21 protein-coding genes are annotated in these 19,136 nt (G+C 62.1%); 10 read left to right on the top strand and 11 right to left on the bottom strand.

The window, feature by feature from the left end; all coding sequences use genetic code 11:
* The first annotated feature begins 77 nt into the window (after positions 1–77).
* The 3 genes from ACFQL3_RS07855 (at position 78) to ACFQL3_RS07845 (ending at position 2,717) form a co-directional block, all read left to right on the top strand.
* A complete protein-coding gene (locus ACFQL3_RS07855; protein ID WP_377052998.1) occupies positions 78–1,073 on the top strand; it encodes a CapA family protein in 996 nt (331 codons plus the stop codon).
* 135 nt (positions 1,074–1,208) lie between these two features.
* A complete protein-coding gene (locus ACFQL3_RS07850) occupies positions 1,209–1,970 on the top strand; it encodes a proteasome assembly chaperone family protein (protein WP_377052996.1) in 762 nt (253 codons plus the stop codon).
* A gap of 102 nt (positions 1,971–2,072) precedes the next feature.
* Positions 2,073–2,717, top strand: coding sequence for an HAD family hydrolase (locus tag ACFQL3_RS07845; RefSeq protein ID WP_377052994.1), 645 nt, complete (start codon positions 2,073–2,075; stop codon positions 2,715–2,717).
* Between the two features lie 58 nt (positions 2,718–2,775).
* Here the strand turns inward: ACFQL3_RS07845 and ACFQL3_RS07840 are convergent, their stop codons facing one another.
* The gene (locus tag ACFQL3_RS07840) at positions 2,776–3,417 is read right to left on the bottom strand and encodes a dienelactone hydrolase family protein (RefSeq protein ID WP_377052992.1); all 642 of its coding nucleotides are present in this window, start codon (positions 3,415–3,417) and stop codon (positions 2,776–2,778) included.
* A gap of 104 nt (positions 3,418–3,521) precedes the next feature.
* On the opposite strand from ACFQL3_RS07840, the gene ACFQL3_RS07835 reads away from it, so the two are divergent.
* Positions 3,522–4,157 carry a phosphoribosyltransferase gene (locus ACFQL3_RS07835; protein WP_377052990.1) on the top strand — a complete coding sequence of 212 codons (636 nt, stop codon included), beginning with the start codon at positions 3,522–3,524 and terminating at the stop codon, positions 4,155–4,157.
* A gap of 145 nt (positions 4,158–4,302) precedes the next feature.
* Complete coding sequence (locus ACFQL3_RS07830; protein ID WP_377052988.1) at positions 4,303–5,520, top strand: CBS domain-containing protein; 1,218 nt, start codon at positions 4,303–4,305, stop codon at positions 5,518–5,520.
* Positions 5,521–5,551: 31 nt separating this feature from the next.
* On the opposite strand, the gene ACFQL3_RS07825 is transcribed toward ACFQL3_RS07830, so the two are convergent.
* The 3 genes from ACFQL3_RS07825 to ACFQL3_RS07815 form a co-directional block, all read right to left on the bottom strand.
* Positions 5,552–6,001, bottom strand: coding sequence for a universal stress protein (locus tag ACFQL3_RS07825; protein WP_377052986.1), 450 nt, complete (start codon positions 5,999–6,001; stop codon positions 5,552–5,554).
* A 97-nt stretch (positions 6,002–6,098) separates the two neighbouring features.
* Positions 6,099–6,518: a universal stress protein gene (locus ACFQL3_RS07820; protein ID WP_377057060.1), complete on the bottom strand. Its 420-nt coding sequence runs from the start codon at positions 6,516–6,518 to the stop codon at positions 6,099–6,101.
* A 78-nt stretch (positions 6,519–6,596) separates the two neighbouring features.
* On the bottom strand, positions 6,597–7,001 hold the full coding sequence (locus ACFQL3_RS07815; RefSeq protein ID WP_377052984.1) for a universal stress protein: 405 nt from the start codon (positions 6,999–7,001) through the stop codon (positions 6,597–6,599).
* Positions 7,002–7,462: 461 nt separating this feature from the next.
* Between ACFQL3_RS07815 and ACFQL3_RS07810 the strand changes: the two genes are divergently transcribed.
* Together ACFQL3_RS07810 and ACFQL3_RS07805 are read left to right on the top strand one after the other, a co-directional pair.
* A complete protein-coding gene (locus ACFQL3_RS07810) occupies positions 7,463–7,681 on the top strand; it encodes a helix-turn-helix domain-containing protein (RefSeq protein WP_377052982.1) in 219 nt (72 codons plus the stop codon).
* 911 nt (positions 7,682–8,592) lie between these two features.
* Complete coding sequence (locus ACFQL3_RS07805; protein ID WP_377052980.1) at positions 8,593–9,465, top strand: CBS domain-containing protein; 873 nt, start codon at positions 8,593–8,595, stop codon at positions 9,463–9,465.
* 12 nt (positions 9,466–9,477) lie between these two features.
* On the opposite strand, the gene ACFQL3_RS07800 is transcribed toward ACFQL3_RS07805, so the two are convergent.
* The 3 genes from ACFQL3_RS07800 to ACFQL3_RS07790 form a co-directional block, all read right to left on the bottom strand.
* Complete coding sequence (locus tag ACFQL3_RS07800; protein WP_377052978.1) at positions 9,478–10,695, bottom strand: sugar ABC transporter substrate-binding protein; 1,218 nt, start codon at positions 10,693–10,695, stop codon at positions 9,478–9,480.
* A 102-nt stretch (positions 10,696–10,797) separates the two neighbouring features.
* Positions 10,798–11,850: a geranylfarnesyl diphosphate synthase gene (gene idsA3, locus ACFQL3_RS07795; RefSeq protein ID WP_377052976.1), complete on the bottom strand. Its 1,053-nt coding sequence runs from the start codon at positions 11,848–11,850 to the stop codon at positions 10,798–10,800.
* A gap of 1 nt (position 11,851) precedes the next feature.
* On the bottom strand, positions 11,852–13,204 hold the full coding sequence (locus ACFQL3_RS07790) for an RNase J family beta-CASP ribonuclease (RefSeq protein WP_377052974.1): 1,353 nt from the start codon (positions 13,202–13,204) through the stop codon (positions 11,852–11,854).
* Positions 13,205–13,508: 304 nt separating this feature from the next.
* Here ACFQL3_RS07790 and ACFQL3_RS07785 point away from each other — a divergent pair, with 304 nt between their 5' ends.
* Positions 13,509–14,111 carry a metal-dependent hydrolase gene (locus tag ACFQL3_RS07785; protein ID WP_377052972.1) on the top strand — a complete coding sequence of 201 codons (603 nt, stop codon included), beginning with the start codon at positions 13,509–13,511 and terminating at the stop codon, positions 14,109–14,111.
* A 49-nt stretch (positions 14,112–14,160) separates the two neighbouring features.
* Complete coding sequence (locus tag ACFQL3_RS07780; protein WP_377052970.1) at positions 14,161–14,724, top strand: sugar O-acetyltransferase; 564 nt, start codon at positions 14,161–14,163, stop codon at positions 14,722–14,724.
* Positions 14,725–14,752: 28 nt separating this feature from the next.
* Here the strand turns inward: ACFQL3_RS07780 and ACFQL3_RS07775 are convergent, their stop codons facing one another.
* Genes ACFQL3_RS07775 through ACFQL3_RS07765 form a run of 3 tightly spaced genes read right to left on the bottom strand, consistent with a single transcriptional unit; the run spans position 14,753 to position 17,505 of the window.
* A complete protein-coding gene (locus ACFQL3_RS07775; protein ID WP_377052968.1) occupies positions 14,753–15,493 on the bottom strand; it encodes an isopentenyl phosphate kinase in 741 nt (246 codons plus the stop codon).
* Positions 15,490–16,479 carry a mevalonate kinase gene (mvk, locus tag ACFQL3_RS07770; protein ID WP_377052966.1) on the bottom strand — a complete coding sequence of 330 codons (990 nt, stop codon included), beginning with the start codon at positions 16,477–16,479 and terminating at the stop codon, positions 15,490–15,492. Before mvk ends, ACFQL3_RS07775 begins: the two co-directional genes overlap by 4 nt.
* A 54-nt stretch (positions 16,480–16,533) precedes the next feature.
* Positions 16,534–17,505 carry a hypothetical protein gene (locus ACFQL3_RS07765; protein WP_377052964.1) on the bottom strand — a complete coding sequence of 324 codons (972 nt, stop codon included), beginning with the start codon at positions 17,503–17,505 and terminating at the stop codon, positions 16,534–16,536.
* A gap of 205 nt (positions 17,506–17,710) precedes the next feature.
* Here ACFQL3_RS07765 and ACFQL3_RS07760 point away from each other — a divergent pair, with 205 nt between their 5' ends.
* The gene (locus ACFQL3_RS07760; protein WP_377052962.1) at positions 17,711–18,313 is read left to right on the top strand and encodes a J domain-containing protein; all 603 of its coding nucleotides are present in this window, start codon (positions 17,711–17,713) and stop codon (positions 18,311–18,313) included.
* 12 nt (positions 18,314–18,325) lie between these two features.
* Here ACFQL3_RS07760 and ACFQL3_RS07755 read toward each other — a convergent pair whose 3' ends face one another.
* The gene (locus ACFQL3_RS07755) at positions 18,326–19,105 is read right to left on the bottom strand and encodes a MarR family transcriptional regulator (protein WP_377052960.1); all 780 of its coding nucleotides are present in this window, start codon (positions 19,103–19,105) and stop codon (positions 18,326–18,328) included.
* Positions 19,106–19,136: the final 31 nt, after the last annotated feature.

Here is a 19,136-nt window from a genome sequence, read left to right as displayed (position 1 = left end):
GGGACCGTGACCCGCACGACGGATCGCGCTCGACCGAGCCTCCATCGTTTTAGTCCTGCGAGACCGGGTGTCTGGAAATGGTGTCACAGATCGGCCTGACCGGCGACGTGATGCTCGGCCGACTGGTCGACGAGCGCCAGCAGAGCCGACCCCCTGAGGCGGTCTGGGGGAGCATGCACGAGCGCCTGCAGTCCGAGGATGCCCTGTTCGTCAATCTCGAATGCTGTCTATCGGCGCAGGGTGAGCCGTGGCAACGAACCTACCGCCCGTTTCATTTCCGGGCGGACCCGGACTGGGCGGTGCCCGCACTCGAGAGCGCCGGAGTCGACTACTGTGCGCTCGCGAACAACCACGTCCTGGACTTCCGGGAGGTAGCGCTCCGCGACACGCTCGACGAACTCGACGATGCCGACATCGCTCACGCAGGTGCCGGACGAACGCTCGACGACGCGCTGGACCCCGCGTTCGTCACCGTCGACGACCTCACCGTTGCCATCGTCTCCCTCACCGACAACGTCCCGGAGTACGCTGCCGACGACACCTCGCCGGGGACGGCGTTCATCGAGATAGATGTCGACAACGACGAAACGCGCGAGAGGGTTCGGGAGGCGCTCGACCGCGCCAGACAGGAAGATCCCGACCTCCTGGTTGCGTCGCTCCACTGGGGGCCGAACATGGTCGAAGAACCCCCCGATTCGTTCAGGAAATTCGGACGGTGGCTCGTCGACCAAGGTGTCGACGTGATCCACGGCCACAGCGCGCACGTCTTCCACGGAATCGAGGTGTACGACGGGAAACCGATCCTGTACGATACGGGGGACTTCGTCGACGATTACGCGGTCGACGACCGTCTCCGTAACGATCGAAGCTTCCTGTTCGAACTCTCCAGTACCGCCGACGGGCGGCTAACGGAACTCCGTCTGGCTCCGACCGGGATCGACGACTGTGCGGTGCACGCGGTCGCCCCGGACTCAGCACAGTGGAGCCGCGACCGGATGCGGTCGCTATCCAGTGAGTTCGGAACGGCGTTCGAACAGGAGGGCGAGGAACTCGTCCTCTCACTGGATGAGTGAGGCGTCTCGCAACTGCGCTTGCCGTCGGATGGCAGTAAACGCAACCGATGGCTCAGTAGCCGTATTCGGGTCGCATGTGCCACAGCATGGTTCATCCATACGATCATATCCGATGCCGTTGAAGCATGTACATGTATGACGAACGAAACTACTGCCGCGGAGTTCGAGGAGGTAGCAGAGATGCCGAAAGCGTCGCCGACGCTTATCGAAGGATTACCCGGTCACGGCCTCGTCGCAGCGATTGCCGTCGATCAGGTCACGGAACAACTCGGGCTTGAACACGTCGGGAACATCACCTCCAAGGAGTTCCCTCCTGCCGTGACCTTCGAAAACGGACGGGTTCATGATCTCGTTCGGGTGTACAGTGGCTCGGATCCGGCAGTGATGACTCTCGAAAGCGATATTGCGCTTCCGGCCCCGTCGTTCGAGCCACTCTCACAATGCGTGCTCGAAGAACTCGCGGAGGAGTTCAGCCGCGCGGTCTTTCTCGCGGGGGCACCGGCGGAGTCCGAAGAAGGAATCGGTCGGGTGACCGGCGTTGCGACGACCGAGGCGCTCAAAAACGAACTTATCGAAGCCGGAATCTCGGTGCCGGACGACCCCGGACTCGTCGGCGGAATCACGGGTGCGCTGGTGCAGGCGTGTTACCACGCTGACGTCCCGGCAGCGCTCCTGATCGTTCGGTCCCACCCGTTTCTGCCGGATCCCGAGGCGGCGAGGGCGGTGATAGAGACGGCACTGGAGCCACTCGTCGAGTTCGATATCGAGACGACACAGCTCGAAGAACAGGCTGACGAGATCAGAGAGCGGATGCAACAGGTCGCCCAGCAGTACCAGCAGATGGCCGAGGAACAACAGGACCAGCAACAGCAGGTCCAGAGAGGGATGTTCCAGTAAGCGGCAGAATTAGTCAGTGTCGGCCGATGCAGGACGTACTGTCGACCAGGTCGAACCGTTTGACGTGGCGGTATTATACTGTCAGCGAGCGAAGTGACGCATATGTCTCTGGTCGTCTTCGACTTCGACGGGACGCTCACTCGATCAGATACCACGCTCCTTCTGGGCAGGGAGTACGACGTAGCCGGCGAGATGGCGGAGCCTGCGGAGCAGGCGAGTCCGGATGATGGCTCGTTCGAGCAGACGTTCCGTCAACGGGTTTCGCTACTGGAAGGGATGCCGAGAGATCAGGTCATGTCGGCGTTTCAGCGGTGCAAGCTACGTGACGATGTCCCGGAGTTGCTCGCAGATCTCCGCCGGTCCGGCATGGCAGTCGCCGTCGTCACTGGGAGTCTCGAGCGCGGCATCGGGATGGCCTTCGAGCAAGCGGACGTAACTGTCGACCACCTCGTCGCAAACCGACTCATGCTGGAAAACGATGCAGTGACAGGTGGAGTCGACGGCCCCCTCCTGGATGGGACGAAACACCAGGCGCTCGAAGAAATCGCGCTCTCCGAGGGAACGCCGCTCGAAGCGACGCTGGCAGTTGGCGATGGGATCATGGACCTCCCGATGCTCCAGACGGCGGGAACCGCTATCGGATTCAAACCGGACCCTGTCGTCGAGCCCCACTGTGACGTGGTCGTGACCTCGATTCGAAAGTTGCGGCTGTACTTCGAACAACACGACATCATCGACACGGACTGAGCCGTCCACGTTTTCGAGGCGCTCCTTTCGGAGCGCTGCCGCGCTCGGACCCGAGGGGTCAGTCCAGTGTTTCGACGAACCAGTCGGCCGCGATATCGGCCACTTCTTCGAGTTCGTGCTCTTCCTCGAACAGGTGGCCCGCACCCTCGACGACGTGTACCTCGTTCCGACAGGTGAGTTGTTCCAGCGCGTCCCGGTTGAGTTCGAGCACCTGTGTATCGGCACCACCGACGATGAACAGCGTCGGGACGTCGACGTCGTCAAGCACTTCCGAGGCTAGATCGACCCGGCCACCGCGCGAGACGACAGCGTCCACGTCGTTTCCCCGACGGACCGTCGCCCGAAGTGCGGACGCAGCGCCCGTGCTCGAGCCGAAGTATCCGACGTTCACGTCGCGGGTTCCGTCCCGGTCCCACAGCCAGTCGGTCGCCGCTATGAGACGGTCCGTCAACAGTTCGATATCGAAGCGGTTCTCACGCACCTGGTCTTCCTCCTCGGTGAGCAGATCGAACAACAGCGTTCCGAGACCTCGATTTCGGATCGTGTCCGCGACGAAGTTGTTCCGCGGGCTCTTTCGGCTGGAGCCGCTTCCATGTGCGAAGACGACTACTCCTGACGCGTCAGCCGGCACTTCGAGCATTCCTTCCAGTTCGACGCCATCGACCGGTATCGAGACGAGCTGTTCGTCGGACTGTGTCATACGTGGAGATACTGCAACCAGGATATTTACCGACGGGGGTGTTTCAGGCTCGACCGAGCCCCTACACCCGTGTATTATGCGGATTCGCGACGTATTTGCAAACGATGGTGCCATCTCAGCGATTCAAAGACCGGACAGACGCGGGAGAACAACTCGCGGACGCACTCCGGGAGCGAGAGATCGATGCCGACATCGTCCTCGCGATTCCGAGAGGGGGGCTTCCGCTGGGACGGGCAGTTGCAGATGCGCTCGATGCACCGCTGGATATCGTCGTCGCGAAGAAGATCGGTGCCCCGGGCAATCCGGAGTACGCTATCGGCGCGGTCGCAAGCGACGGAAGCGTCTGGCGAAACGAAGAGGCCATCCGTGGGACTGGTGCCGACGAAGAATACTTCGAGCGACAGCGCGAAGAGGAAGCGGAGAACGCCCGCCAGAAAGCCGAGCGGTATCGGGGAGACCGATCCGCCCCGGATCTGGCTGACAAAACCCTCGTCGTCGTCGACGACGGCGTAGCGACGGGATCGACCGTTCGGGCCTGCCTCAAGCGCCTCAACGCCACCGATGCGGACCGTATCGTACTGGCGGTGCCGGTCGGGCCGCCGGGTAGGATCACCGAACTGGAAGAGTCAAACGAGGTGGTCTGTCTCCAGACGCCGAGTGGCTTCAGAAGCGTCGGACAGTTTTACGAGCGCTTCGATCAGGTCTCGGACGAGGAGGCAATGACCTATCTCGAGGACTGATCACCGTCGGTACGTGCGGGTGGTTCGTCCACCCGCCGTCTCGCGAGTACCCTCGAATACTTGTGAACAGCTATCGAACTACACCTGTGGAAGCGACCGTGACAGTATCGCGACACAACTGCCAGTACTGTAATATCGATTCCAGATGAATATAGCCGACATCGTCTCGACGGAGTACGTCGAACTGGATCCGGAAGCGTCAGTCTCGAAACTGGTCGGAACGTTCGAGGATTCCGACGTCAAGGGCGTCCTCGTCCGTGGCGACGAGTTCGAGGGCGTCGTGACCAGAAAACAACTCGCCTCCTCGCATCATCAGCCGAACGAAAAGTTGGGCTCGCTGGTCTGGCACGTCCCACGACTCGCACCGGACGAGGATATCCGCGAAGTCGCACAGCTAATGATCGACACCGATGCACAGATCCTGCCCGTGTTCGAGGGGCGAGAACTGATCGGCGTCGTCACAGTCGATGATATCCTCCGGAAGGTCGAGCCGTTCCTCGATGCGGCGACCGTCGCGGAGGCTCACTCCTCCGATCTCGTCACGCTCGATCCTGACTCGACGCTCGGTGACGCGATCAACACCTTCCGGAGCAACCGGATCACGCATCTCCCGGTCGTCGAGGACGACACGGCGGTCGGTATCCTCAGCCTGTACGATATAACGGATCTCACGATCAGAGCCGAGGTGCAGAGCCAGGGCGGCGATGCCGGTGGAACCGACCCGTTCGGCGGTGAGATTTCCTCGAGCACTGCTCGGTCACGGCGCGGCGGCTACGGCGCGCGCGAGGGCGAGAGCGATCGGATGCTGGATCTGCCGATCCGGGACGTCATGACCGAACCCGTCAAGGGGATTCACCCGAGTGCAACCCTCGACGAGGCGGTCGCAGACATGTTCGAAGCCGGCGCGTCATCGCTGGTCGTCACCGAGGACGGGTCGCCACACGGGATCGTGACGAAAACGGACGCCCTCGACGCGCTGACGTGGGAAGCCGGTGGGAACCGAAGCGTCCAGATCTACGGCATCGAGATGGTCGACGATCTGAGTTACGACGACATCGTTGCGATGATCGACAAGTTCGACGATCGGGACCACGGCATGAACGTCCTCGACGCCAAGGTCCACTTTCACAAACACGACGAGCGGCTACGTGGCGTCCCGCTGCTGCTCGCTCGCGTTCGGCTTCACACCGACCAGGGGCTCTATATCGCTTCGGGTGAGGGATACGGAGCGAGCCATGCGTTCAACGAGGCCAGAGAGATCATCGAGCGCCAGATCCGTGATCAGAAGACCCACGGTCGAAGCAAAAAGCCCCCGGACAAGGAGTTCTGGGACAAACGGTTTGGCTGGCTGCTAGAGAGCTAGCTGACGACGCGACCCTACCCACGCGACGCAGTCAGCGGACGACTGTTACGGGGACGGTCGCGCGCTCGACGAGTGACTTCGCAATGCTACCGAGAACCCGCTCGGTCTGCTGGGAGAGGCCATGGTGGCCGACAAAGATGATGTCGAATTCCTGGCTCTCGGCGTAGCCGGAGATCTCCGCGACCGGATCGCCGTAGAGCAGTTCGGTTTCCACGCTGTGGCCCAGTTCGTCCGCGAAGGCGGCAGCCTCGTCGAGCAGGTCCAGCCCACGCTGTTCGGCCTCTTCGACGCTCTCGATGATCAGTCGCTGGTCCGCATCCGAGAGCGACGATATCGGTTCGGTCCCGCCCTCCTCGTAGACGGTGGGGTCGACCGCGTGCACCATCGTAATCGCTCCGTCCGTCGCATCCGCGATGTCGGTCGCGAACGCGAGTGCTGTTTCTGACTCGGAAGAGCCGTCGACGGCGACGAGACACCTCATAGGTGTACGTTCGACCTGAGTGTACGTAAATGTCGAGGCGGAGTTCCGATCCTCGCGATGGGATCTCGAACGGATGGGGTCCGTAGTTCCGGGCCGATCAGACAGTCAACACGGGCCGATCCGGACTTCGGAGTATCCGCTCCGCGATGCTACCGATTCTGCCCGTTCGCTGGTGGCTCTGTCCCCGGGATCCGATGACGATCAGATCCGCATCGATTTCGAGTGCCTTCTTGTGGACTTCTTCCCAGGGCCCCCCGCGACACACTGTCTGGTCGCTCTCGATGCCGATATCCGCTGCCCGGTCGTCGACCTCGTCTAGCATCGTCGCCCCTCGATCCTCGAGGTCGTCGAGGACGAGTTCGCTGCTGCTCAACGCGGGTTGGCCGTACCGATTCGTTTCGACACAGTAGATCGTGTGCACGTGGGCGTCGTACCGGTCGGCGAGTTCCAGCGCGTGTTCTACTGCTCTGTTCGCCGGTTCGCTGCCATCGGTGGGTACCAGAATCGTTTCGTACATTTTCACACGTTTAATTACGACGAAAGTTGTCAAATAGGTCGTTTACTGTCGGATGATACGACGGCAGTGGGAGCGAGATCAGGCCGTGAGCACGGGCCGGGCGACGTTCCTGACGACGCGTTCGGCGGTGCTACCGATATCCTCACCGCTCCCCATACCCCGGTTCCCGAGTACGATCAGGTCAGCATCGATCTCCGTCGCGTACTCCGCGATCTCGACGTGTGGGCGACCCTCACGCAACTCGGTCGTGACATCGAGGTCGGCCCGGGAACGCACGTCCTCCAGGAGTTCGTCGGCATGCTCCTCGAGGTCGCCGAGGACCTGTTCCGAATCGGATAGCATCGAATCGCCGTACCGGCGGGTATCGATAACGGAGATGCCGTATAGCTCAGCATCGAACGTCTTCGCCAGGTCTAGAGCCTGATAGATCGCCCGCTCTGCCGAGTTACTCCCATCCGTTGCTACGAGGATTCTATCATACATGGGGTGGTATGTAGACGACTGACAGCAATAAATACGTTTAGCTCTGTAGAGCGAGCAACAGTACAGTAACCCGTTTGATCAGTAGGCTTCAGACTCGTTCGCGGCCCGGATACAGGAGTTACGCTGTGGCGTCGAACTGGTCGCGAGTATCCCGTTCGAGATGCCGAAATGCGCCAATCGTTCTCGGTAAGACTAGTATACTTCTCACTAAGCTTATTATTCGCTCTGGCTTGCTAGTATTCACGCTTTTATTACAACGGTACGACTGTCAATGCAGATCTGTCACTACCACCTCACTTACCCTCGTGCGAACCCTGGACTTCCGAGACAGACCACCTCAGCGGGATCAACCGGACCACTCGGAAAGCTACACTTGTTCGCCAGCCAGATCGTTTCCGTCCATACAGCGTCCTGCGGTATCTGTAATATAACGAAGACCGAGGCAACCGGTAGACTAGTGCATGAAATCCAGTGCCGAACCGAGGCTTTCGCTGCCGGACGAACTGGACTCAGCCGATGCAAAGTTGGTGTATCTGTACCTCACCACCACCGACGAGGCCGCGGTGAGTGAACTGCAACGGAGGCTCGATATCCCGAAACTGACGCTGTTTAGCGTTCTCGAAACCCTCACGTCCAGAGGATTGGTGCAGCAAGCGGAGAATGGCTACTGCTGTGACTGATATCCTCGGCCTGCCCTCGCCACTCGCACCAGTACTCCACGAGACGGATCCGGGAGGGACCGTCTTCGAACCGCGGAGGCAGGACTTCGATGAGGCCAGGTCCGGACTCGATCAGACCGATGACGTGATAGGCGATGATCTCTTCGTCGACGAAATCGGTCGGTGTTGTTTCGATCGGTTTTCTAGAGCGCGGGGACCGCTGTCGGCAGGAAGATCGCTCTCGCCATACGTGAGCTGTGGTACGCACTCTCAGTGGTAGACGCAGATGATCCCGAACGAACGGTTCATCGTGGCAACCCAGCCGTTAGCGGAGGCCAGTATAATATTATAATAAATCCTGTATATAGTTCGAACCATAATAAATACGGTATTAAAAAGTACGGTGGCTGTGCGTTACTTCGATTCGGACCCTGACTCTATCAAGTATCGTCAAGATCCTCTCGTGTGCTGCGTCGATATCGCCCACTGATGCCGCTATCGTCTTTTCAATGGGTCTGAACTATAGACACATACATACAGTCGCGGAGTATTTTCTCTGTGGCGTCATAGACATCGACATACTTCTATAGTCTATCTAAAGTGGTTTTATCTACTCCTCTCGGTGCTAATCGTCTTGACGGGAGTTGTACGTCTATCCGCCGTCTTCAGATGCTAACCGTTCAGATTCAGCACTGATCGTAAATAATATTGTTCTAAATTAATACTAACTATTTTGATGAAATTACCCAGATGGTCCGACTATCGGACGTGACGCCACCGTCGACGTAGCGATCTGGAAACAAACGCTCGCTCATCAGCATTGCAACTGCATCTCAGAACGGGTAGGCGGGAGAGTAACGATCCATCGGACTCGACCGGCCCGCTCCCTCGTCTGCACCTAGATACTTGCTCCGATCCTGTGTAGTTTGCATATGATTATTCAGATCAGGGCCGAGGACGTCATGACCGAAACCGTGGACATCGTCGACCCCCGCGAATCCGCGCAGAAAGTCGCGCGGACGCTACGGGATGGCCCTGTCGGTGCTGTACTCGTCGGTGAGGAGCCACGAGGAATCATTACCCAGACGGATATCGTCGACCTACTGGCGACTGAGACCGACACAAATCAAGTGACGGCCGCCGATATCATGTCGTCACCGCTGGAAACGATCCGGGCCGACGCAACGATCGAAACCGTTGCTCGAAAGATGGACCGGAAGGGGATCAAACGTCTCGCCGTCACCGAGGACGGAATCGTCGGTATCGTCACGACCAAATCGGTCTCGAACTACGTTCCGAGGCTCGTACTCGGGATTCCGGAGGAAAATCACGATCTGGACCCGCATCTCGGGGTGACCTACGAAGAGGAGGACTGGAAACTCGAATACGTCGACGGTGCGGAAGAGGAGACGATCAACATCGGGGACACGGTCCGATTCACGAAGCGCATCGACGAAGCCGACGTGCGGGCGTTCGCACAGGCCAGTGGGGACACGAACCGACTCCATCTCGACGAGTCGTTCGCCAGCAAAACGGAGTTCGGCAAACCGATCGTCCACGGCGTACTCACCCTCGGGTTGATCAGTTCGGCGCTCGCTCGCATCCCCGGACTGACGATCTATCTCTCGCAGGACGTCAGTTTTCGCGAGGCGATCCCCGTCGGCGAGACGGTCACGGCAATGTGCGAGTTCGTCGAGGATCTCGGTCAGAACAGGTATCGGCTGGCGACCCGGGTGTACGGCGAGGAAGGGACAGTCGCGGTCGACGGGACGGCGACAGTGCTGTTGCAGGAACTGCCGGACTAAAAGCCGTGCCGATCAGGTCCACTCGTCGCGGATCTCATCGGCCGCGTCCGCGAACCGATCCGCGATGTCCGCACCCTCGTCGAGCACGTCCACGATAGCGTCGTCGAGTGGCCCCCAGACTGCTTCTATCGACTGGTGGGCTGGCTGGAGGCGGGCCTGTCCGAACGTCTCGGCGAAGGCCGCGACGTCATCGGAGAGTGTCGCGGGATCGATGTCGTCCTGCACCGGGATACGCGAGTGATCTTCGGCCATCCGTTCGGCGACCTCGTCGTTGGTTGCGTACCACTCCGCGAAATCGATTGCCGCGTCACGCCGTGCGTCCTCCTCGTCGTCGGTCATGCTCGTGGTGAAGTACAACAACGAAACGTTGGCGTACGGCGTCAACTCCCCGTCGGCTAGCTCCGGGAGCGCCGCGACGCCCAGTTCGACGTCGGCCTCGTGCAGGTCGTTTACCGCCCACGGACCGTTGATGTGGAACAGCGCGTCCCCCGTCGCGAAGGTGTCGGTCTGCTCGTCGTATGTCAGTTCCGTCGGTTGGAGGTCGGACAGTTCGTCGCGGTACAGCGCCATCCCGTCGTGGAACTCCTGATTTTCGATCCCGAGTTCGGGTGAGCCTTCGTCGTCCAGTCGAGAGACGAAGCCGCCGAATGCGAGGAGCCACGCGCTGATGAAGTATGCTCGCCCGGGACAGGTGAAGCCGTACTGGTCGTCGCCGGGGGCGTGAAACGCCTGGGCATCGGCGATCAGTTCGTCGAACGTCTCGGGCGGGCTATCGAGATGTGCCTCGTTGTACAGTAGTGTCGGTACTTCCGCCGAGCGGGGTAGTCCAATCGTCTCCCCGCCGTCGGGGGTCCGTACCGACTGGGCGGCCAGATCGTCGAACGTCTCGTCGACGTCGACGTCCAGATACTCGCTCCCGTCGAACAGGAAGCCGCGGTCGTCGTGGTTACCGACGCGGTCGTGCGTCCTGATATATAGCTCCGGGGCCGACCCGCCGTCCACCGCCGTCGCGAGTTGGCTCTCAAGGGCGGACTGCTGCTGAACGCTGATCTGGGCATCGGTCTCTGCCTCGTACGCGTCGACGCTCGTCGTGAACGCCTCTGCGAGTGGATCGGAGAGTTCGTGCCAGACGCTCGCGTCTCCGGGCGCGTCCTCGCCGCCGAGACACCCGGACAGCGCGCTCGTCGCGACGATCCCACCTGCGGTCTTCAGAACCGTTCGTCGATCCATTATGCTCTCTTGAGGTAGTATCGACATATGGCCTGCGGTACGGCTATTGCGATCTGAAGCGCGCACAGGGTGGTCCAAAAAGAACGACAGACGAACGGCGACTCAGTAGCCGCGTTCGATCAGGTAGTCGGCAAGCGACTCGAGCAGTTCACGGGACTCGTTTTCCGGAAGTACTTCGAGCCGTGATTTCCCCGATTCGACGAGTTCCGCCGCCGTCTGGCGGGCGTAGTCGATGCTACCGGCTTCCTGAAGCCGGGCCACCGCCTCGTCGATTTCGGCTTCCGTGACCGCTTCGACCGAGTCGGTCTCGACGAGCGACTCGACGTCGACGCCGTGTTCCCTGGCGTGCAGGGTCAGGAGCGTCTGCTTGTTCTCGACGAGGTCGCTGCCGCGCTGTTTGCCGAGCGTCTCGCTCGGGACAGTCAGATCCAGCACGTCGTCCTGGATCTGGAAACCGCGACCGATGTCGATTCCGTAGCCGTAGAGCGCGTCGACCGTTTCGTCGTCGGCACCCATCAGGATGGCCGGGAGACAGGCCGAGGCCCCGTACAGCACTGCGGTCTTCTGTTCGACCATATCGAGATACTCGTCGGGCAAGACGTCGTCGCGCGTCTCGAACGCAACGTCGAGGGCCTGTCCCTCGCAGATATGCGTACACGTCGACGCGAGGACGTCGAGCGCGCGGACGGTCCGCTCCGCCGGCGCGTTCGTGTCGAGCATGATCTCGAAGGCTTTCGAGTACAGCGTATCGCCGGCGAGAATCGCCGTTTCGAGATCGTACTCCTGATGGACTGCGGGGACCCCCCGACGAAGGTCGTCGTCGTCCATGATGTCGTCGTGGATGAGCGTGAACGACTGGATGACTTCGACGCTCACCGCCGCCGCCATCAGATCGATCTCTTCGCCGTCGACGAGCGTCGGGAACGAGCGATAGTCGCCCGGAACCGGCTCTGTCGCGGCGAGCGCTTCGGCGACGAGCAGCGAGACCGTCGGGCGGAGTCGCTTCCCACCGGCGTCGAGTAGATAGCGCGAGGCCTCGTAGAGCCGTTCTGGCTCTACAACCGGTAGCTCTTCTGGAATCGCGGCGTTGACAAGTTCGCGTCGCTCGCGAACCGCCTCCAACACGCGCTCTTCGCGGGCCTCGGTATCCGTCATATCAGTCGACGAGCTGGATGCGGTTGCCGTTGCGGGTTACGTGCAGGTCGCGGCCAAGTTTGTAGCCCTGGCTCGATGCGAGGTCGACGTAGCCCGAGTATCCTTTCATATCCTGGTGGGCCGGGATGACGTGCTGGGGCTGCAGCGCGTCGAGCATCTTGTAGTGGCCCTCCTGACGGAGGTGTCCGGAGACGTGGATGTCGCTATAGATCCGTGCGCCCTGCATGCCGAGGAGCTTCTCCGCCTGATAGCGCTGTCCCTCGTTGGTCGGCTCCGGAATGACGCGGGCCGAGAAGACGACCTTGTCGCCGTCGTGCAGGTCGTACGGCGTCTCGCCGCGGGCCATGCGGGTGAGCATCGCACGTGGCTCGCCCTGGTGGCCGGTGACGATGGGCAGGAAGTCCTCCTTGCCCTCGTTCATGATCCGCTTGAACGTCCGGTCGACGCTCTTTCGGTGGCCGAACATCCCCAGGTCGTCCGGGAAGTCGACGAAGTCAAGGCGTTCTGCCGTGCCCGAGTACTTCTCCATCGAGCGACCGAGCAGCACTGGCTGTCGGCCGATATCCTTGGCGAACTCGACGAGGCTGGAGACCCGCGAGATGTGACTGGAGAACGTCGTCGCGACGATTCCACCGTCGTAGTCCTCCATGCTGTAGAGCGTGTCTTTCAGGTGGTTCCGAGCGACTGACTCGCTGGGCGTGCGGCCCTGCTTGTTTGCGTTCGTACAATCCTCGATATAACAGAGGACACCCTCTCCCTCGCGGCCGATCTCACGGAACCGCTTCATGTCGATCGGGTCGCCGATGACCGGATCGTGGTCCATCCGCTTGTCGAGGCCGTAGACGACCGAGCCTTCGGGCGTGTGAAGGACCGGGTTGATCGCGTCGATGATCGAGTGTGTGACGTTGACGAACTCGAGTTCGACGTTACCGGAGTCGCCGATGCTCATCGTCTCGCCAGCGTTCATTTTCACCAGATCGTTCTCGACGCCGAACTTCTGTTCGCTCTCGATCTGCTGTTTCGTCAGTTCGATCGTGTAGGGGCTCGCGACGACCGGTGCGTCGTATCGATGTGCGAGTTTGCTGATCGCACCGATGTGGTCGAGGTGACCGTGGGTCGGAACGATGGCCTTGACGTCGCCTTCGAGTTCGCTCATGACCCGATCGTCCGGGATCGCTCCCATGTCGATCAGGTCGAGACTGTGCATCCGTTCGGTTTCGACGTTGTCGTGGATCAGCACCTGGGACAGGTTCAGTCCCATGTCGAAGATTACCACGTCATCGCCTGCGCGGACGGCAGTCATCTGCCGTCCGACCGCTTCGTAGCCGCCGATTGTTGCAATTTCGATTTCCATAGTTGGTCCGAGCATTCAAAGCCACAAGCGTGGCGCGTCCGCTCACTGAAACGCCCGCGAGCAACGGGAACGTGACCCCGGCGTCTTACAGCACGTCGGCCTCGCACCCGCCCGCAGTGCCGGTCCCGGCGACGGACACTACTACCCGCGGGTCGTGATACTCCTGCCTACGAGTCCCTGTACTAAAAAGGCGCGGCTTGGCCGTGACTGAAATGGGGGGGCGTACAGCGGATTTGAGACTACTCCGGCTGACAGACTCACCCACAGCAAGCATATATTTCTGAGAGACGTTCGGTGATACACGATGATGCTCTCCACCCACGTGCTGGCAGGGCTTGCACTCGCGCTACCAGTCGTGGCCGTGGCTCCCGAACTCGCACCGGCGGCCCTCGTCGCCGGGGCGCTCGGCGGGGCCGTTCCGGACCTCGACATGTACGCAGGCCATCGTCAGACGCTGCACTTCCCGGTGTACTACTCGATACTGGCTGTTCCCGCCGCAGCAGTCGCTCTCCTCGTCCCGACCGCCCTGACGGTCGCGCTGGCGGTCGGCGTCGCCGCTGCTGCCGCCCACTGTCTGATGGACGTCTTCGGTGGGGGTCTCGAACTCCGGCCGTGGGAAGGGAGTTCCACTAGAGCGGTCTACGACCACTACAACGGCCGCTGGGTCGCGCCACGTCGGCTGATCCGCTACGACGGCGCCCCCGAGGATCTGGTGCTCGCGAGTGGGTTCGCCGTACCAGCAATCGTGTGGCTGGACGGTCCAGCGATCACCCTCGTTGCCGCCCTGCTCTCCATCTCGCTCGTCTACGTGCTCTTGCGGAAGTGGTTGGCAGACCTTGCACCGACGGTCTTCTCGAAGGTCCCCGGACCGGTCGAGGAGTACGTCCCCGAGCGGTATCTGCAGTAGTCGGGGCGAGACGGGAACGGTTTTCTCGCTGGCCCAGCGAACCCCAGCCATGACCAGCGAGAAGGAGAAGATGGTTATTGGAGAGCTATACGATCCGGAGGATCCCGAACTCGACGCCGCACACGACCGTGCCCGTCGACTCACCCGGCAGTACAACGATGCCCCGATAGACGACGAGGAGCAACGACAGGAACTGCTGGCCGAACTGTTCGGATCGGTCGGAGAGAACCCGTACGTCGAACCCGACTTCCGATGTGACTACGGCTTCAATATCACCGTTGGCGACGACTTCTTCGCGAACGTCAACTGTATCATCCTGGACGTCTGCCCCGTGGAGATCGGCGACGACTGCATGCTCGGACCGAGCGTTCACATCTACACTGCGACCCATCCGATCGACGCCCACGAACGATCGCAGGGGCTGGAGTACGGCAAACCGGTGACAATCGGCGACGACGTCTGGATCGGCGGGCAGGCGGTAATCAACCCCGGTGTGACGGTCGGCGACGGGGTCGTGATCGGATCGGGTGCGGTGGTTACCGAGGACGTCCCTGACGATGTCGTCGTGCAGGGGAACCCTGCGACTGTTATAAAGGAACTCGACAACGACTGAGCAGATAGCGAAAGACGCTACAAACGGACTACTGGATAGTCGTCCCGACGCGCTCGCCTGCGAGGAACGGCCCGACGGCGTCGAGGTCGAAGATAGACGCCTCGACGTCCAGTTCGAGTAGCGCCCGCACTTTCCCGGCCATCCCCCCGGTCACATCCGTTGCGTCGCTTGCGCCGAGTACGTCTGCGACGTCGTCGTACTCGTCGACCAGCGGGATGACCTCGTCTTCAGCGTCGAGAACGCCCGGCACGGCAGAACAGAGGCCGACCCGGTCGGCGTCGACGCCCTGTGCCAGTTCCACGATCAGTTCGTCGCCGCTGACGACGGTGACGCCCTCGCCCGCGTGAGCGATGACATCGCCGTGAAGCACGGGGACGAACCCCTCGTCGAGCAGGGTCCGTACCTGCTCCGTGGGCAGGGTCAGTTCCCCATCACCATCCCTGCTCGCCGCCGAGAGCGGATGGACGGGGACGGCGGGCACGTCGTGCTCGCGAAGCCGTCGAAGGACGAACGTGTTGAGCGTCTTCATCGCGCCGTGGATCGCCAGCACACCGTTGGAGTCGTGCGTGCCCTGCGTCGTCGAGACGTCGTAGGCCGCGGCGTTGGGATGGCCGAAGCTTCCGCCCCCATGGACGACGATCAGGCCGTCCAGCCCATCCAGCGCGTTGCCCACCGCGGTCGCCGCGGCGTCGAGCGACTCGCCGTCGAGCGTCTCCTCGCGGTCTTTCTCGGTGACGACGCTCCCGCCGAGTTTCAGGACGACGGTCATTGGTTCTCCACGCGGACGCCTTTGCGGTCCAGTCCGGCCCGGAACGTCTCCTCACAGCCAGGGGTGAACCGGAGTGCCGTCTCGGTCTCCTCGCTGTCGTCGAGCGCGACGATACAGCCGCCGCCGCCCGCACCGGTGAGCTTTGCGCCGTACGCGCCGGCGTCGCGGGCCGCCCACACCATGTTGTCGAGTGATCTGGAGGAGACGCCCAGCGCTTCGAGCAGTCCGTGATTGAAGTCCATCAGTTCGCCGAGGCGTTCGACGTCGCCATCTGCGAGTGCGCGCTCGCCCTCGCGAACAATGTCGCCGATGGCCTCGACCGTATCGGCGGCAAAGCCGTACGCGTCTCGGAGTTCCCTGACACCGGCAACGAGTTCGCCGGTGTCGCCCGCACCGCCGTCGAAGCCGACCACGATGGGGAGTTCGGGCGCGTCGACGGCCCGACAGTCGTCGCCCTCAACCCGGACTGCGCCGCCCATCGCCGAGCAGAAGGTGTCGGCGCGGGAGGCCTGTCCGTCCTGCACTTCGTACTCGGCCTGGAACGCGCGGTCGGCGATCTCCTCGGGATCGAGGGTGACGCCGAGTTCGCGCGTCGCCGCGTCGATGCCGGCGACGGTCACAGCGGCCGAGGAACCGAGACCCGCCCCGAGCGGGATGTCGCTCTCGATGGTGATGTCGAAGCCGGCTTCGGGTGCGTCCGCGGCGTCTCTCGCCTGCCTGACAGCGGCGTCGACGTAGCCCATCGCGGCCCGGATCAGCGGCTCGGCGACGTCAACGTCGGGCGTCTCGTCCGTCGCACCGCTGTACTCGACGGTGAAGCCGTTCAGGCTCAGATCGTCGGCATGGACGCGGAGGCGACTGTCCTCGCGTTGTTCGACCGTCACCCGCGCACGGCGCTCGATAGCGCACGGCACCGCGGGTTCGCCGTACACCACGGCGTGTTCCCCGAACAGGTAGACCTTGCCGGGGGCGCTCGAAGTGGTCATGGCACTGTCTCTGGGTGCCTGAGTTACAATGGTTGCGGAACGTCGCGACCGACGCTACTGCAGGCCGAGTGCTTCGGCGAGCGAATACCCGACCTCGACGTCGTACTCAAGTGCCGCTCCGACAGCCTCGTTTGCGTCCTCACGGTGTCCGCGCGCCTCGGCGAAGTTCTCGTCGGCCCGGGCCGCCGCCATCAGCGCGTATGATTCGGCGGCGTCGCCGTACAGGTTGGCGAAGCTCTCCGTTTCGCCGAGTAGCGCTACGGCCCGGTGGGCGTCGATAGATTCGGCATCCTCTCGCATCTCGGTTAGCGCGTCGCGGGCGGTGTTGTAGTGTTCGCTGGCCTCCTCGAACGGCTCAACGGCTTCGGCCCACTCCAGGTCGCCGAGCAGTTCGGTTCCCCGTTGGTACCGATCCGTCCCCTCGTTGATCTGCTCGACTGTCTCGCGATAGCGCTCGTGGATCTCGACACGGAGGTCGTAGTCGGGGATCCGGTCGCCGGGGTCGTCGGACATGATCTCGACCGGATCGTCGTCGTGGCCGAGGCCGAGCGTATGGCCGAACTCGTGTTTGATCGTGGTGAGGGTTAGTTCGTCCGAAAAGCCGTCCTTGATCTCGATCGTCGCAGTGTCGGGCGCGTCGCCGACGATTACCGGGGCACAGCCGACCGCTTCACGGTTGTGGCCATCGACCGAGCAGGTCTGGACGTTCTCGACTAACTCGACGATAACGTCCGTGTCGTCCCGGTCGGGGTCGAAAGCGTACTCGATCCCGTAGCCGGCGAACTCCTCGCTCCGTGCCTCCCAGTACTCCATCCCCTCGACGAGGAGTGCCTCGAACCCCTGCCGACCGCCATCGGTCCGGTCGTCGAGAGAGACGGTGACCGGTAGCTCCCCCCAGGGGCGGTCCGGGCCGGAGTCTCCGCCTAACCGATCCCCCGCTTCGTCGAGCGAGGACTCCAGATCGGTACAGCCAGCCGTACCGGCAAGGACTGCTCCGACGGAGACAAGTAGTGTTCGACGGTTCACAGTCGCTACTGTGTCTTCGTTGGAAGCTAATTGAGTGTTGCGGCCTTCAGATCAGCGCCCTTTTTGTAATACAGACGACGAAGCTACTGACGTAGCTACCCGAACCGAGATCGGTTGGGAGATACCGCGCTCCGCCCTGCCATCTCAGATCTGTGACTCGATCCGTCCCCGAGACCTTCATTAGCATCCAGCAGTAATCACGCGTGTGGTCTGGCAAACACTCGCTGTGCTCCCCGACTGGCTCATCGGCGGTATCACCCTGGCCGGTGTATTCTCGGCTATCGTCGCTGGAATCTTCTTTATCGGCCACCGGTTCGCTCCGCAATCGAGCAGCCAGCGCGAGCGGAGAGCGGACGGAGCGGGCGACGGGATGGCACGACGGCGCGCCGAGATCAGACATTATTTCGAAGCCATCGGCGAACGATACGAGGAAGGACGTACCATCGAAGGCCAGACGACCGAGTTCTATCTTCCACAACGCGACGTCGCGGTGACGTTCGATCCCCGCGTCTACTTCACGCTACGATCGAGCGATAGCGAACCCGTACTGGTCGAACACGAACTCCCCGGCATCGCGCTCGGCGGCCGCCTCCCGTTCGAGACGCCGACTGTGACCATCGATCGCTCCGAGGGTGTGCCGACGAGCGCGTACGCCGAACTCGGCCTCTCGACCGACGCCGACCTCGCCGAGGTCGAACACGCCTACCGGGATCGAGTCATCGACGTCCACCCCGATCACGGCGGGGACCACGCGGAGTTCAAACAGGTCCAGGACGCCTACGACGCCGCAAAAGAACACGCGAGTTGAGCGCGCGACGGGCTAGAGATCCGCGACTTCGTACGCGATCTCTTCGTCCCGAAGCGCGTCGGTCACGCGCCCGACGTTGTCGGTCGTCGACGCCACGAGCACATCTAGCCCCCTGCCCGCCGCATCCACGGCCACCTCGCCGGCGGCGAACTGTGTATCGATGTCCACATCGGCCGAACGTAGGGCAACGACGGCCTCGACACCCGCGGCCGCGACGATATCTACCTCGCTACAGCGTGTTTCGAGCGCGTCGCTTTCGACGGCCCGGCTTCCACCCGACCGTACCGGCGGGATCTGGAGTACTGTGACGTCGCCGGGGTCGAGATCGATGATCCCCTCGAAGCCGGTGACGCCGACGTCTTCGCCCCCCTCCGCGTCGGTCGTCGCGACACCGGTCGCGGGTCCCGACTCGCCGGGAGTCGCGTGCAACAGGCCGTCCTCGACGGTGAGCGTGACGCGTTCGCCCTCTTCGATCGTATCGGCGGCGATGGCGGCGTCTTCCTGTACGCTCCCGAGGATGTCCTCGGTGACGTGGTCGGCGAACCGGCGGACGTCAGTCGCTTCAGAGAGTAGCCAGTCGACGCCCTCCTTTGTGACCCGATAGCGCGACCGGCCCTCCTTCTCGACGAGGCCATCGTCGACCAGTTCCCGGATGTACTCGCTTACCGCCTGACTCGTGACGCCGACGGCATCTGCAATCTCACCCTGACTCACTGCAGGTTGTCGATCCGCGATTTCGACGAGGATACGAAAGCGAGTCGCAGATCGTTTGTTCTCGAGAACGTCGGACATATCCCCACAGTAGCCGCGCAGCCGTAAAAAA

Origin of the sequence: Natronoarchaeum sp. GCM10025321, assembly GCF_042663585.1 — an archaeon.
Classification (GTDB): domain Archaea; phylum Halobacteriota; class Halobacteria; order Halobacteriales; family Natronoarchaeaceae; genus Natranaeroarchaeum.
Note: the sequence above shows the minus strand (reverse complement) of the source record. Positions and strands in the feature narration are given on the sequence as shown.

What these genes read in the sequence shown, in the direction of transcription:
- ACFQL3_RS07775 (WP_377052968.1), bottom strand. Translation starts at nt 15,493, where the DNA reads ATGACCGTCGTCCTGAAACTCGGCGGGAGCGTCGTCACCGAGAAAGAC.
- ACFQL3_RS07850 (WP_377052996.1), top strand. Translation starts at nt 1,209, where the DNA reads ATGACGAACGAAACTACTGCCGCGGAGTTCGAGGAGGTAGCAGAGATG.
- ACFQL3_RS07840 (WP_377052992.1), bottom strand. Translation starts at nt 3,417, where the DNA reads ATGACACAGTCCGACGAACAGCTCGTCTCGATACCGGTCGATGGCGTC.
- ACFQL3_RS07820 (WP_377057060.1), bottom strand. Translation starts at nt 6,518, where the DNA reads ATGTACGAAACGATTCTGGTACCCACCGATGGCAGCGAACCGGCGAAC.
- ACFQL3_RS07830 (WP_377052988.1), top strand. Translation starts at nt 4,303, where the DNA reads ATGAATATAGCCGACATCGTCTCGACGGAGTACGTCGAACTGGATCCG.
- ACFQL3_RS07800 (WP_377052978.1), bottom strand. Translation starts at nt 10,695, where the DNA reads ATGGATCGACGAACGGTTCTGAAGACCGCAGGTGGGATCGTCGCGACG.
- ACFQL3_RS07810 (WP_377052982.1), top strand. Translation starts at nt 7,463, where the DNA reads ATGAAATCCAGTGCCGAACCGAGGCTTTCGCTGCCGGACGAACTGGAC.
- ACFQL3_RS07855 (WP_377052998.1), top strand. Translation starts at nt 78, where the DNA reads ATGGTGTCACAGATCGGCCTGACCGGCGACGTGATGCTCGGCCGACTG.
- ACFQL3_RS07835 (WP_377052990.1), top strand. Translation starts at nt 3,522, where the DNA reads ATGGTGCCATCTCAGCGATTCAAAGACCGGACAGACGCGGGAGAACAA.
- ACFQL3_RS07755 (WP_377052960.1), bottom strand. Translation starts at nt 19,105, where the DNA reads ATGTCCGACGTTCTCGAGAACAAACGATCTGCGACTCGCTTTCGTATC.
- ACFQL3_RS07780 (WP_377052970.1), top strand. Translation starts at nt 14,161, where the DNA reads ATGACCAGCGAGAAGGAGAAGATGGTTATTGGAGAGCTATACGATCCG.
- ACFQL3_RS07815 (WP_377052984.1), bottom strand. Translation starts at nt 7,001, where the DNA reads ATGTATGATAGAATCCTCGTAGCAACGGATGGGAGTAACTCGGCAGAG.
- ACFQL3_RS07805 (WP_377052980.1), top strand. Translation starts at nt 8,593, where the DNA reads ATGATTATTCAGATCAGGGCCGAGGACGTCATGACCGAAACCGTGGAC.
- idsA3 (WP_377052976.1), bottom strand. Translation starts at nt 11,850, where the DNA reads ATGACGGATACCGAGGCCCGCGAAGAGCGCGTGTTGGAGGCGGTTCGC.
- ACFQL3_RS07825 (WP_377052986.1), bottom strand. Translation starts at nt 6,001, where the DNA reads ATGAGGTGTCTCGTCGCCGTCGACGGCTCTTCCGAGTCAGAAACAGCA.
- ACFQL3_RS07845 (WP_377052994.1), top strand. Translation starts at nt 2,073, where the DNA reads ATGTCTCTGGTCGTCTTCGACTTCGACGGGACGCTCACTCGATCAGAT.
- ACFQL3_RS07790 (WP_377052974.1), bottom strand. Translation starts at nt 13,204, where the DNA reads ATGGAAATCGAAATTGCAACAATCGGCGGCTACGAAGCGGTCGGACGG.
- ACFQL3_RS07785 (WP_377052972.1), top strand. Translation starts at nt 13,509, where the DNA reads ATGATGCTCTCCACCCACGTGCTGGCAGGGCTTGCACTCGCGCTACCA.
- mvk (WP_377052966.1), bottom strand. Translation starts at nt 16,479, where the DNA reads ATGACCACTTCGAGCGCCCCCGGCAAGGTCTACCTGTTCGGGGAACAC.